Raw genomic sequence first — 12,809 nt, 5'->3', positions numbered from 1 at the left:
ATGGGGCCGTCGCGCCGTTCGTCGTCGATCGTCGCTCAGCGTCGGCGGCGTGGGTGGCTCGCCGTGGGCGTCAGCGCGACCGCCCGCGATCCCGCTCCGAGAGCTGGGACAGCATCGCGTTGTAGCGCGCCAGCTCCTCGTCGGTGCCCGCGTCGACCCGGCGATCGAACCGACGTGCCTCTCGGGCGTCCGCGCGTACCCACTCCGCGACGACGACGCCGATCACCAGCAAGGTCGGGATCTCGGCGGTGGCCCACGCGATGCCGCCACCGACGTTCTGGTCAGCGAGGGGATCGACCCACGGCAGCGCCAGAGCGTTGTACCAATCGGCCGCGAACAAGGTGCTGCTCGTCATGACGATCACGCCGAAGAAGGCGTGGAACGGCAGGGACGCGAACAGCACGCCCAACCGCGCGAGCGGCGGGAGACGCCGAGGCGTGGGATCGAGCCCAAGGACGACCCAGAAGAACAGGTACCCAGCAAGGAGGAAGTGGGCCACCATCAGCAGGTGCCCGGTGTGGGAACGCAGGGCGAGCTCGAACGCCCAGGAGAAGTAGAAGAAGTAGAGGCTGATGACGTAGAACGCGAGCGCGACGAGCGGATGCGTCGCGACGCGTGCCACGCGGCTGTGCACGACCGCGAGGAGCCAGTCGCGCAACGGCCGCACGTCGGTGTCCTCGGCCGAGCTGGCCTCGGGTGAACGGCCGCCCTGGCGACGAGCGACGCGTCCGCGGGTCGGCAAGGCCCGCAGCGCGAGAGTCATCGGCGCTCCCATGGCCAGGAGGATCGGAATCAGCATGGTCAGGGCCATGTGCTGCGCCATGTGCACGCTGAACATCGCCCGTCCGTACGCCGCGGCGCCGCTACAGAGCACGAGCACCGCGACGACGATCCCCGCGAGCCAGGCCACGGTCCGACCGCGTGACCACGCCACCCCACTCCGCCGCAGGCGGCGCACGCCACACAGGTAGGCGATGGCGCCGAACCCGGCCGCCCCGAGAACGAGCACGTCAGGCCGCCACTCGGTGAACAGTTTTCCCACCGAGAACGGCGGGAGAGGGTAGCCGAGGATCGCCTCGACTCGCGAGGCGCTCGTGATCTCCTCCGGCACGGGCGTCGGGGTGCGGGCCAGTGCCACCGCAAGGCCGATGGTGGCCACCATCACCGCCACTTCGGTGAGGGCGAACCGACGGAACGCCTTCGCGTCCCCCCGCTCCAGCGCCGGCAGGGTGCGTCGACGATGCCGCCACCCGAACCAACCGAGGACGGTGAGGGCCGCTGTCTTGCCGAGCACGAGCCAGCCGTAGGAGGTCGTGACCGCCTCCGCCAGACCGCCCAGCCGGACGAGTGCGTTGACCACGCCCGACAGCGCGGCGGCGGCGAAGCACCACACGGCGAGGGTGCTGAACCGCGGCGCGATCGACCGCAGGGTCGGCGCCGAACGGTCGAAGGCGACCAGCCCGATGAGGCCACCGACCCACAGCGTGACCGCGACGACGTGCAGGATGAGGCTCGACGTCGCGATGTCGTGGTTGGCGGCGTCAGCGGAGTGCCCGGTCAGTGGAGGCGGCAACGTCGTCGCGATCGCCAGCACCAGCGCGAGCGCCGCCCCGTTGAGGGTGCGAGCCTCCCGGGCCGTGGCCGCCAGGACGACAGCCCCGACGACCACGACCACCAGGGCCCGCCCTTGCGAGACCTGGAAGACGAAGCCTGCCAGCGTCTCCTGCGGCTGAACCCGGTGGACCGGCTGGCCGAGGAAGTCCGAGAGCGTGAACACCAGGGTGAGCGCCGCCGCGGCGGCCCACACCCACGCCCATCCCGACGCAACCCGGACCGCTCGGATGGCGCGGTCGGCGAGCCTGTCCCTCCGGGCGGGTGCGAAGACCGCGAACAGCAGCGCCCCGGTGGTCACCACGGCGGCGACGTCCATTGCCAGGCGGGACACCGGCAGACCCCACCCCGTCAGCGGGCCGGGGTCGGGCAGTCCCGGCGGCGCCGGTCGGGGCGCGCCACCTCCGACGAGAAGGGCCACGACCATCGTGGCGAGGGCGCCCGCCGCTATCACGGCCGGCACCAGCCACACCGCGCGCGGACGGGACCCGACGCTACGCCGCTCAGACATCACGCGTCCCGGACCGCCGTCGAACGACGACCACCGCGCCGGCCGCGAGCACGGCCACTGCGGCGCCACCCGCCAGCAGCCACCCTGCACCGGCACCGTCGGACCGGCGCTCGGCGGCTTGCCGCGCCGACGTGGCCCCCGAGGGCGCCGTGGACGGTGCCGAGACCGTGCCGGAGGGCGAGGTCGCAGACTCCGGGCTCGGCGTGCCGTCGCCCGCCGTGGCGTCGCCGGTGCGGAGCCGAAACTCGAACGTGCCGGAGATCGGATGCCCGTCGGATGAGACGACCCGCCAGGCGACCCGGTAGGTGCCGGCCTCCGCGATCGGACGCAGCCGCTGGGTCACCGTGCCACCGACCACCCGTGGCGCGCCGGACTGGAAGGTCGTGCCGTCGGCCCCAGCGACGACGACGGTGGCGAACTTCTGTCCGACCGGCCCGTTGAACTCCAACGTCACCTCGGAGGGAGCGGTGTCGAGCACCGCGCCGTCGGACGGGGTGCTCGACACCAGGTAGTTGTGCGCGGCCGCCGGAGCCGGTCGGGCCACCTGCAGGAGGACGCATCCCACCAGGATGAGGGCGACGACGAGAGCTCCAGCCGCCGGGTGCCCTCTCCGCCGAACCCGACCATCTCCCCTGACTATCGCTCCCCTGACTATCGCTCCCCTGGCTATTGCTCGCCTGGAGACTGCTCGCCTGGACATTGCTCGTCTGGACACTGCCGCGGCCACGGTCACGTCTCACCTCGCCTGCCCGCGAGGCGTCCCCACACCGCCACCACGAGGCCCAGGAGGCCGGCGACGAGGCCAGTGACCCCGAGCGTCCGCGCGGTCGGGTCCGCTGGCCCGGCGCCGGACGTGGCCTCGGAGGTCGTCGCGTCGCCCGTGGCGGCGGCCTGAGCGGTCCTGTCGGAGGCTTGACCGTGTCCGTGGTCATCGGCGCTGTCGACGAGACGGAGGGTAGGCGCGGGGCGCTCCGGCTCGGGGCCGTCGGTCACCGGCTGGTCCCACGCCACCACCTCCCCGTCGTCGTACGTCTGCACCGCAGTGAACGCCAAGGAGTCCTCGTCTGGCAGCGGCCCAACGGAGACCTCGAACTCATCGAACTCCCCCGGCGCGATCCCTCCACCTTCGTCCGCGGTCCACGTCACCGAGGTGACGGCCTCCTCGAGCACCAGGTCGCCGACCTCGACCGGTTCCGGGAACGTGGTCTTCTGCACGGTCGCCTGCCAGCCCGGATGGGGCCGGACCCGTACCGACGCCAGCGGCGTCTCCTCGGGGAACGACACAGTGAGCTTGACGGTCGAGGCCCTGTCGGACTCGTTGGGAACTCTGAACGCGAGCTTCGCGTAACCGCCCCGTGCGGCTTCGTCCGGATTGACGGTCACGTGGGCGCCGGCCGGACCAGCCAGCGCCACGACCGCGGCCGTGGCCGTGGCTCCCACCTGGGCACACCGTCGCAGTGAGCTGGAAAGCAGTGAGCTGGGAAGCATGGAACCTCCTGGTGACAGGCGACGTCGGCCCACCGCGATGCCGAGGCGACGGGAGGCGACGTGCCGGGACGACGTGGTGGCCGGAGGACGCGGACGACCGCGGGTCTCGCGATGGTCAGCGCGACCCGCCCCGACGGTCAGCCCGCGCAGCCACCCGGTGGTCCCCGGCGAGGGTGCACCCGGGCCCAGAGCCACTCCTCGGGGCGAGGCTCCTCCACACGGACCGGCAGTGGACGCACGAGCGGCCACGCCTCCGGCGCCACCGGCGAGGGCAGCCGGACCAGGCCCAGGAGGTGGTAGAGCGCCCAGACCACGTCCTCACCGCGCGCGACGAGAGCGGACATCACCACGGCGGCAGCCGCGTGCCCCGCTGCGGTGAGTGGATCCCAGAAGGCGAGTGGTCCCACCGCTCCCGTCACTCCGAGGTGATCAGCGGAGTGTGCCGCGGTGAGCTGGAACGCGAGGTGAAACGCCACCTGCGCGCCGAGCGCGACGGCGAGAATGTGGCGGAACTGTCGACGTCGTCCGGCCAGCACCGCGAAGGCGGCTCCAAGGAGCGCGGTGACCGTGAGGAACGCCGAGAGCGGCGGAGCGGGGGCGCCGCCGGAGACGTGACCGAGCAGGGCGAGCGCGCCGCAGCAGACCGCGAGCGTGACACCTCGCCCGGCACGGAGTAGTCCAGCGCCCGGATTGCCCATCTGTTCCTCGGTCCTCGTGGTCCGTCCAGCCCTCGCCGGCAGCCACGGCCGGTTCCGGTGTCCAGGCCCAGGTGTTGGGGCCCGTACCGTCCGCAACGACGGCTTGCCGCGACGACCTCGACCAGCAGTCTAGGTGCGCGCTCACATCCCGTTGTCGCGGGGCGTGACAACGGTGGGGAGCGTGGTCAAGGCCACCGCCACGCTCCCCCGCTGTCTCCTCACCTCGCCGGTCGTGGCGACACGGCTCAAAGACCGCGCACCTGCGGGAGGACCTCGGCGGCGACCAACTCGATGTGGTCGATGTCGTCCAGATCGAGCACCTGCAGGTAGACGCGTGACACACCGAGCTCGGCGTAGTGGCCGAGGCGGTCGACCAGCTGCGCGGGTGTACCGGCGAGGGCGTTCTGACGCAGCTCGTCGACATCCCGCCGGATCGCGTCAGCCCGCGCCCGCACCTCGCCCTCGTCCTTTCCGCAGCAGACCGCCAAGGCCGCCGAGAGGATGAGGGTGTCTGGGTCGCGCCCCGATTCGGCACAGATCCGACGGACCCGCTCGAAGCCCGCCCGCATGGCCTCCGGCGCGGCGAAGCCCTGGTTGAACTCGGCTGCGTACCTCGCCGCCAAGGTGGGTGTGCGACGCGGGCCACCACCGCCGATGATGATCGGCGGGTGCGGCGTCTGCACCGGCTTGGGGAGGGCCGGCGAGTCCTCCACGGTGTAGTGCGCGCCGGAAAAGCTGAAGCGCTCGCCCACCGGTGTGGTCCACAGGCCGGTGATGATCGCGAGCTGCTCCTCCAGCAGGTCGAATCGTTTCGCTGGGAACGGAATGCCGTAGGCACGGTGCTCGGCCTCGTACCATCCCGCGCCGAGCCCGAGCTCCACCCGTCCGCCAGACATCTGGTCGACCTGGGCGACCTGGATCGCCAGGACCCCCGGAAGCCGGAACGTCACGGGGCTGACCAGCGTGCCCAAGCGGATGCGCGAGGTCTCTCGTGCGAGCCCGGCGAGCTGGGTCCACGCGTCGGTCGGACCGGGCAGTCCGTCGACGTCCCCCATGGCCAGGTAGTGGTCGGAGCGGAAGAACGCGTCATACCCGCAGTCCTCCGCGGCACGGGCGACGCGGAGCAGCGTGTCGTACGACGCGCCCTGCTGTGGCTCGGTGAAGATGCGCAGCTCCATGACGGGCCATCCTGCCCGACCGGGCCGTGGGCACGGCCACGTGGTGTCGACGTCAGCGGCGCTCTCCTGGTCGGCGAGGCCGCGTGGTGCCCGTCGCCGGTCCGTAGGAGGCGCCGCGACGGACGTCCCCCACGATGCTGCTGTGGCGTTCCTCCCGGCGGTTGGCGGCCTCGGAGGACCTGAGCTGGTACGGAACGCTCGTCACCATGACGCCGGGCGTGAACAGCAGCCGTCCCTTCAGGCGGAGCGCGCTCTGGTTGTGCAGGAGCTGCTCCCACCAGCGGCCCAAGACGTACTCGGGGATGTAGACGGTGACCACGTCGCGCGGGCTGGACCGCCGGATGTGTCGAACGTAGTCCACGACTGGCCGGGTGATCTCACGGTAGGGAGAGGCGAGGACCCTGAGCGGGACCGGGATGCGTCGCCGGTCCCACTCCTCGAGCAGCTCGCGCGTCGCCGGTGGATCGACGTCGACCGTGATCGCCTCGAGCACATCGGGCCGCGCGGCGCGGGCGAACGCGAGCGCGCGCAACGTGGGCTTGTGCATCTTCGAGACGAGCACGATCGCGTGCACCTTCGAGGGCAGCGTGAGCTCCTCGCTCGGGTCGACCGCCAGCTCCGCCGCGACCGTGTCGTAGTGGCGGCGAATCCCCCGCATCATCGCGTAGAGAACCGCCATCGCCACGACCGTGATCCACGCGCCGTGGACGAACTTCGTGACGAGCACGACGGCGAGGACGACCGCGGTCACGACGAACCCCACCGCGTTGATCGCCCGGCTGCGCATCATCCGCCGGCGGGTCGCTGGGTCCGGCTCGTCGGAGAGCAGGCGGTTCCAGTGCCGGACCATGCCGGCCTGACCCAGGGTGAACGAGGTGAAGACGCCGACGATGTACAGCTGGATGAGCCGGGTCACCTCGGCGTCGAACGCGAGGATCAGAATGATCGCGAACCCGGCCAGCGCGACGATGCCGTTGGAGAAGGCCAGCCGGTCGCCGCGCGTGTGCAGCTGGCGGGGCAGGAAGCCGTCGCGGCCGAGGATCGAGCCCAGCACAGGGAAGCCGTTGAACGCGGTGTTGGCGGCGAGCATGAGGATCAGGCCCGTCACGGCCGACACGATGTAGAAGCCGACGGGGACGTGGTCGAAGACGCCGGCGGCCAACTGGCTGATGACCGGCTGCTGGTGATAGCTCGGGCCCACCGACGTCCCGTCCGGCCGGACGAGCTGGGTCGCCGGGTTCTCCGCCATCCGCACGCCCATGAGGTTGGCCAGCACGATGACGCTGAGTCCCATGGTGACCGCGATGGCCCCGAGCATGAGCAGGGTCGTCGCGGCGTTGGCTCCCTTGGGCTTGCGGAACGCCGGGACACCGTTGCTGATCGCTTCGACGCCGGTCAGCGCGGCGGACCCGGAGGCGAACGCGCGCAGGAGCAGCATCGCCCCAGCCAGACTGGTCAGGCCGTGCTCGAACTCCGCCGAGGGCACCAGGCGCAGCTCCGCGGTCGTCGCCTGCGGCAGATCGCCCAGGGCGTACCGCACGAATCCCAGCGCGGCCGTGCCGAGGATGGCGGCCATGAAGAGGTAGGTGGGGATGGCGAAGACGGTTCCCGACTCGCGGACCCCACGCAGGTTCATGATCATGAGGAAGAGCGTGGCGAGGACCGCGGCCGTCGCCTGGTGACCCTGCAGCGGCTCGATCGCGGTCGCGGCGTACTGCGCCGCGGAGGAGATCGACACCGCCACCGTGAGGGTGTAGTCCACGAGCAAGGCACTGGCGGCGACGAGTCCGGCTGACTGACCCAGGTTGACGGTCGCCACCTCGTAGGCGCCGCCGCCGGACTGGTACGCGCGGACGTTCTGTCGGTAGGAGGCGACGACCACCAGCATCACGGCGGCGACCGCGATGCCGATCTTCCACGAGAAGGTGTAGGCGGCGATCCCGGCGTACGACAAGACGATGAAGATCTCGTCAGGCGCGTAGGCCACGGACGACAGCGCGTCGCTCGCGAAGATCGGCAGAGCGATCCGCTTGGGCAGCAACGTCTGGTGTAGCTGGGTGCTGCGGAGCTTGCGGCCGACCAGCAGCCGCTTGCCCAGATCGCCGAGTCCCACGGCAAGGATGCTAGAGGTGCGACGTGGTGACGCCGCTGACGCGGCGGCAGAATGTTGAAGACTGGAGGTGATGCCGAGCGACGGTGGTTCGTCGAGGCGGTGTAGCGTCCGAGATTCGGCCCCTCGATGGAGAGGCCAAACCGTCTGGACAAGCACCGGGCGGACGGAACATTCCTACGCCGGAGAACTGTGCGAAGAAGGACACCGTGCACATCGTGATCATGGGTTGCGGGCGAGTGGGGTCGACGCTCGCTCACAGCCTGGAGGACCGCGGCCACAGCGTCGCCATCATTGATCGTGCTCCCGAGGCCTTCCGCCGGCTCGGGCCGAGTTTTGGCGGGCGGAAGGTGACCGGCATGGGGTTCGACCGGGACGTCCTCATCGAAGCCGGGATCGAGGAGGCGTCCGCCTTCGCGGCGGTCTCGAGCGGTGACAACTCCAACGTGCTGTCGGCTCGGATCGCTCGCGAGGTCTTCGGGGTGGAGAACGTCGTCGCCCGGATCTACGACCCTGGTCGGGCGGAGGTGTACCAGCGGCTCGGTATCCCGACAGTCGCGACGATCCCGTGGACGGCGGACCAGATCATTCGGCGACTCCTCCCCGAGGGTGCCGAGCCCGAGTGGCGCGACCCGACCGGCACGATCCGGCTTGCCGAGGTCCACGTCGACCCCGCGTGGGTGGGGCATCGGGTGACCGAGCTCGAACGCGCCTCAGGCGCGCGCATCGCGTTCCTCACCCGGCTCGGTGAGGGCATCCTCCCCGACAACGACACCGTTCTGCAGGACGGGGACCTCGTCCACGTCATCGTTCGCGAGGGCACGATCGAGAAGGTCGAGAACGTCTTCGCCTCGGGTCCGGAGGAAGTCTGATGCGCGTGGTCATCGCCGGAGCCGGCAATGTCGGCCGCTCGATCGCCAGCGAGCTGGTCGAGAATCGTCACGAGGTCCTGCTCATCGACCGCGATCCGCGTGCGGCGAAGGCGGAAACCGTGCCCAACGCCGAGTGGCTGCTCGCCGACGCCTGTGAGCTGTCCACCCTGGACGAGGCGGCGCTGCACCGGTGCGACGTGGTGATCGCCGCCACCGGCGACGACAAGGTCAACCTGGTCGTCTCCCTGTTGGCGAAGACCGAGTTCGGGGTTCCGCGTGTCGTCGCCCGGGTCAACCACCCCAAGAACGAGTGGCTGTTCAACGAGTCCTGGGGCGTCGACGTCGCGGTGTCGACGCCGCGCATCATGGCGGCCTTGGTCGAGGAGGCGGTGAGCGTCGGCGACCTCGTACGGCTCTTCACGTTCCAGCAGGGCGAGGCCAACCTCGTCGAGCTCACCCTCCCTCAGGACTCGCGGGTGATCGGCCGTCGTGTCCAGGACGTCTCCTGGCCACCGGACACCTCCTTGGTCACCATCGTGCGCAACGGTCGCGTGCTCACCCCGACGCCCGATACCCCCCTCGAGGGGCACGACGAGCTGCTCTTCGTCGCCCTTCCCGAGCGAGAGAAGGACCTTCAGGAACTGCTCGCTCCGCACGCCACCTAGGGTTCCGGCGGACCGTCGTCCATCCGGGGCGGCCGAGCGCGACCCGCACGTGGCGGAGACTGGTGTGGCACGACCGCGGAGGGCGCGCCACGCCCCGCGGGAACCGACACGCTCAGGACGGGCCGCGTGCCCTTGCGACCTGCTCGACCGCCGCCCTCAGCTCACCCCATCGCTCGGGCGGCACCGACCCCTTGACGACGACATAGGTGAGGCCCATCACGAGCAGCCAGAGCGGCCAACCCATCGCCACCCTGGCCACCCCGAGGGCGACCACCTCGCCGGCGAGGTAGAGCGGCAGCTGCACGACCAGCTTGGCGGCGAAGAAGCCCACCCAGAGCCATCCGGCGCGCTGAAAAGCTCGCAGGAGCACGGGGTCCCGCCGCCAGAGCATGCCCCATCCGGCCGCGAGACCCACCAAGACGCCGATGAGCGGCCAGCGGAGCAGGTTGGCGACCAGGTATGCCGTGCCGTAGGCGGCGTTGATGAAGAGCCCAGGCAGGTAGAAGTCCTCCGCCTTGCCCGTCGCGTTACTGAGGAGGGCGGCGATCGCGACGCCGACGAACCCGCCGACCACGTTCTGCAGCGGATCCCGCCGCACGAGCCGAATGACCGCGATCAGGCCGCCGAGCGTGAGCGCCACGACGAGAGAGAGGCGGAGGTTGTGGCCGAACGCCGTGTAGGTGACGACGAAGGCGAGGCCAGGCAAGCCGGCGTCGAGGAGACCGCCCCAACCGCCGAAAGCCCGGATGAGGGAGAACCCCTCCTCGCTCGGCGCCGTGGCGACCTGGTTGCCCTGCACCGACGATCCAGCCGGACCGGAGGTGGTCGACGGCTGTGCCGCATCGGAGGCTGGGCTCTCCTCGGACAAGCTCACTCGTCGTCTCCCAGCGGCTTGAGTTGGTACTTCGGGTTGTACATCACCCACCGCTGCTGGTGGATCGACACCCGTCCTTCAGCGACCAGCCGGCGTCCGGGTTCGATTCCGGCGATCCGTCGCCGACCTAGCCAGACCAGGACGATCGTGCCGGAGCCGTCGTACAGGTCGGCCTCAAGCGCCGGAACACCAGCCCGGGGCCGCAGGGTGATGCACCGAACCTCCCCGCAGACGCGAACCCGCTCGCGGTCCGCGCACTGCGCGATCGATCGGTAGCCGGATTCCCGCACCTCGTCCTGCAGCTCCTCCGCCTCCAAGGCGTCCTCGCTGCTGGTGAGCCGGGAGAGGGCGCGCCGTAGGACACCACCGCGTCGCGTCGCGCCCTTGCGATCGCTCATGTGAGGCAGCGTACTCGCCGACGGGTTCATGGGTCGCGTGGGGCGAGGAAGGGCCTGGAAGCCGACTCAGGCGCGCTGCTGGAGCACCTGCGCCCGGGCCGCCTCCGGGATGCGCAGCGGGATCATGTCGCGCGGCGCCATCGGCGCCTTACCCCGCACGACGACCACGTGCGACATCGCGTGCAGGAGAGGCCCGGCCACGGCGGGATCGGTGGCGGCCCGACCGATGAGCGTGCCTCGCAGGAACCACCGCGGCCCGTCGACACCCACGATGCGCGAGGTTTGGGTCACCTGCCGACCATCCGGTGTCCGCGTCGGCAGCACGACTTTGATCTCCGGCCCGAACGGGCCGATGGCCTCGGTCGCGACACCACCACGCCGCGTCGTCTCCACGGCGATCTCCTTGCGGATCTCGTCCCAGATACCGGTGCTGCGCGGAGCCGCGAACGCCCGCAGCTCGAGGGCGGAGTCGCCGCGGACCAGCAGCGCGGCCACAACCGTCTGGGAGGCCTGGTCGATCTGCAGACGCAGCTCGATGCCCTCCATCGCTGGGATCTGGAGTCCTCCGAGATCGACTCGGCCGACGCTGGCCGGGTCGTCCGGCATCTCCACCTCGGCGGCGTCGTAGGGGCCGTGGCGGCGTTGAGGAGCCGGCCGTGTCTCCTCGTCGTCTTGGGTCGGGTTCGTCTCCACCTGGTCGGTCTCTCGATCCCGACGCCGAAGGCGGCGATCGCCCTGGTCGTCGCCGCGGTCGCGCTTCCGCTTCCGGAAGATCACGTCAGGTCCCCTCCAGTGAAGTCGTGTCAGCCTGGCTGAAGCCACCGGTCGACCCGTAGCCACCCTCGCCGCGCGACGACGCAGGGAGGCTGTCGACCTCCACGAAGCGCGCCCGCTCGACCTTTTGGATCACTAGTTGGGCGATCCGATCCCCGCGACGCAGCTCGATCGGGGCGTGGGTGTCGAGGTTGACCAAGACGACCCGGATCTCGCCGCGGTACCCGGAGTCGATCGTGCCCGGCGTGTTCACGATCGACAGCCCACACTTCGCGGCGAGCCCGGACCGGGGGTGCACGAACGCGGCGTAGCCCTCGGGCAACGCCACCGCGATCCCCGTGGGGACGAGGGCACGCTCCCCCGGCTTCAACGTGACGTCGACGGTCGTGACCAGGTCAGCGCCCGCGTCGCCGGCATGGGCGTACGTAGGGAGGGGCACCTCCGGGTCGAGCCGCCGGATAAGGACGGGTATGTCGTCGGCGTCAGTCACGGTGATCGACCCTACTCGGCTCCTCGCCGAGCGACCTAGGAGCGTGGCGGAGACCGGGCGCGTCAGCCCCGTCCCAGCGCAAGCACTGCGGCCGGCCGCCACGCGTGCGAGACTCTGGACGGGAACGGAGGTATGCCGTGGCAGGGTCCAAACTCGGGTGGTCGGTGATTCGCGGGCTCAGCACCTTCGCCGCCGTCGCGTTGACGAAGAAGGTGGTCGACACGGGATGGCGGGTGGTCACCGGGAAGGAGCCACCCAGCGATCCGGACGACCCGGATCTCACCTGGAAGGAAGCCCTGAGCTGGGCGCTCGCCAGTGGTGTCGGGATCGCCGTGGCGCGTCTGCTGGCCACCCGGCAAGCCGCCCGGATGTGGCGTAAGTGGACCGGCGAGCTACCTCCAGGCATGCGGTCGTCCTCGTGACCGCCGCGATCGACAAGGCGTGGACGACCGCGTCCGGAGACGCGCCGCGTCCCGCGGTCGGCATCTCCGGACGCTTCCCTGTGCTTCTCCCTGTGCTTCCGCCCGATGAGCGCCGTCGCATGCGGAGCGCACGCGAGCTCACCGCCAGCACGCTCGCCGAGGAGCTCGGAGGTCCTCAGCGGCACGGCTGCTCATCGGCTGGGCTTCTCATCGGCACAGCGTCGACAGCTCTCCGCGGTCCTTCCTGCTACGCGGCACAGTCGCGGCAGACGGGCTGGCCGCCCTTCTCGAACGCGAGCTGGCTGCGGTGGTGGACCAGGAAGCAGCTGGAGCAGGTGAACTCATCGGCCTGGCGCGGGAGAACCCGGACCGAGAGCTCCTCGTTGGACAAGTCGGCACCGGGCAGCTCGAACGTCTCGGCCACTTCGGCCTCGTCGACGTCGACCTTTCCGGAGTTCTTGTCCAAGCGCCGCGCCTTGAGCTCTTCGATGCTGTCCTCGGAGAGCTCGTCGTCGGTCTTCCGAGGCGCGTCGTAATCGGTGGCCATGTCCCTCTTCCCCCAAGTTCAGCGGGTGATGCGATGCGCACGTCCTTGTGCGCGTTGTCCTACTTGACCCCCTCGCCTGACGTGATTCACGGCGATGGAACCCCGTCGTGCTCGTCGTGCACGTAACGCTCGACAGCCCGGAGTTGTGCCCGATCGGGGCGCAGATTCTGT

General features: G+C 70.5%; 14 protein-coding genes. 3 read left to right on the top strand and 11 right to left on the bottom strand.

All coding sequences use genetic code 11. From position 1 onward, the window contains the following. Nucleotides 1-70: 70 nt before the first annotated feature. The 6 genes from DFJ64_RS18060 to DFJ64_RS18035 all read right to left on the bottom strand — a co-directional run bounded on the left by DFJ64_RS18060 (nt 71) and on the right by DFJ64_RS18035 (nt 7,599). Nucleotides 71-2,122 (bottom strand): bifunctional copper resistance protein CopD/cytochrome c oxidase assembly protein, encoded by a 2,052-nt coding sequence (locus DFJ64_RS18060; RefSeq protein ID WP_147304755.1) that lies wholly within the window; start codon nt 2,120-2,122, stop codon nt 71-73. Continuing rightward, nucleotides 2,115-2,687 (bottom strand): copper resistance CopC family protein, encoded by a 573-nt coding sequence (locus tag DFJ64_RS18055; RefSeq protein ID WP_170152664.1) that lies wholly within the window; start codon nt 2,685-2,687, stop codon nt 2,115-2,117. Before DFJ64_RS18055 ends, DFJ64_RS18060 begins: the two co-directional genes overlap by 8 nt. A 164-nt stretch (nt 2,688-2,851) precedes the next feature. Further along, nucleotides 2,852-3,562 carry a YcnI family copper-binding membrane protein gene (locus DFJ64_RS18050; RefSeq protein WP_211310664.1) on the bottom strand — a complete coding sequence of 237 codons (711 nt, stop codon included), beginning with the start codon at nt 3,560-3,562 and terminating at the stop codon, nt 2,852-2,854. A 185-nt stretch (nt 3,563-3,747) separates the two neighbouring features. Further along, on the bottom strand, nt 3,748-4,308 hold the full coding sequence (locus DFJ64_RS18045) for a hypothetical protein (RefSeq protein ID WP_115851507.1): 561 nt from the start codon (nt 4,306-4,308) through the stop codon (nt 3,748-3,750). A gap of 245 nt (nt 4,309-4,553) precedes the next feature. After that, nucleotides 4,554-5,486, bottom strand: coding sequence for an LLM class F420-dependent oxidoreductase (locus tag DFJ64_RS18040; RefSeq protein ID WP_115851506.1), 933 nt, complete (start codon nt 5,484-5,486; stop codon nt 4,554-4,556). A 52-nt stretch (nt 5,487-5,538) separates the two neighbouring features. Further along, nucleotides 5,539-7,599, bottom strand: coding sequence for an APC family permease (locus tag DFJ64_RS18035; RefSeq protein ID WP_115851505.1), 2,061 nt, complete (start codon nt 7,597-7,599; stop codon nt 5,539-5,541). 221 nt (nt 7,600-7,820) lie between these two features. On the opposite strand from DFJ64_RS18035, the gene DFJ64_RS18030 reads away from it, so the two are divergent. Further along, nucleotides 7,821-8,468, top strand: a complete 648-nt coding sequence (locus DFJ64_RS18030; RefSeq protein WP_245941334.1) for a potassium channel family protein — start codon at nt 7,821-7,823, stop codon at nt 8,466-8,468. Then, nucleotides 8,468-9,133: a potassium channel family protein gene (locus tag DFJ64_RS18025; RefSeq protein WP_115851503.1), complete on the top strand. Its 666-nt coding sequence runs from the start codon at nt 8,468-8,470 to the stop codon at nt 9,131-9,133. The genes DFJ64_RS18030 and DFJ64_RS18025 overlap by 1 nt, the downstream gene beginning before the upstream one ends. Before the next feature lie 112 nt (nt 9,134-9,245). Here DFJ64_RS18025 and DFJ64_RS18020 read toward each other — a convergent pair whose 3' ends face one another. From DFJ64_RS18020 to dut, 4 genes are all read right to left on the bottom strand, one after another. Further along, nucleotides 9,246-10,007 (bottom strand): DUF3159 domain-containing protein, encoded by a 762-nt coding sequence (locus DFJ64_RS18020; protein ID WP_170152663.1) that lies wholly within the window; start codon nt 10,005-10,007, stop codon nt 9,246-9,248. Beyond that, a complete protein-coding gene (locus tag DFJ64_RS18015) occupies nt 10,004-10,405 on the bottom strand; it encodes an OB-fold nucleic acid binding domain-containing protein (protein ID WP_115851501.1) in 402 nt (133 codons plus the stop codon). The genes DFJ64_RS18020 and DFJ64_RS18015 overlap by 4 nt, the downstream gene beginning before the upstream one ends. Nucleotides 10,406-10,471: 66 nt before the next feature. Then, on the bottom strand, nt 10,472-11,182 hold the full coding sequence (locus DFJ64_RS18010; RefSeq protein WP_115851500.1) for a DUF3710 domain-containing protein: 711 nt from the start codon (nt 11,180-11,182) through the stop codon (nt 10,472-10,474). Nucleotide 11,183: 1 nt separating this feature from the next. After that, a complete protein-coding gene (gene dut / locus DFJ64_RS18005; RefSeq protein WP_245941216.1) occupies nt 11,184-11,669 on the bottom strand; it encodes a dUTP diphosphatase in 486 nt (161 codons plus the stop codon). Nucleotides 11,670-11,806: 137 nt separating this feature from the next. On the opposite strand from dut, the gene DFJ64_RS18000 reads away from it, so the two are divergent. Continuing rightward, the gene (locus DFJ64_RS18000; protein WP_115851499.1) at nt 11,807-12,091 is read left to right on the top strand and encodes a DUF4235 domain-containing protein; all 285 of its coding nucleotides are present in this window, start codon (nt 11,807-11,809) and stop codon (nt 12,089-12,091) included. 247 nt (nt 12,092-12,338) lie between these two features. On the opposite strand, the gene DFJ64_RS17995 is transcribed toward DFJ64_RS18000, so the two are convergent. Further along, on the bottom strand, nt 12,339-12,638 hold the full coding sequence (locus DFJ64_RS17995) for a DUF4193 domain-containing protein (RefSeq protein ID WP_115851498.1): 300 nt from the start codon (nt 12,636-12,638) through the stop codon (nt 12,339-12,341). Nucleotides 12,639-12,809 lie beyond the last annotated feature (171 nt).

This window comes from Thermasporomyces composti, assembly GCF_003386795.1.
In the GTDB taxonomy this organism is placed as follows: Bacteria; Actinomycetota; Actinomycetes; order Propionibacteriales; family Actinopolymorphaceae; genus Thermasporomyces; species Thermasporomyces composti.
Note: the sequence above shows the minus strand (reverse complement) of the source record. Positions and strands in the feature narration are given on the sequence as shown.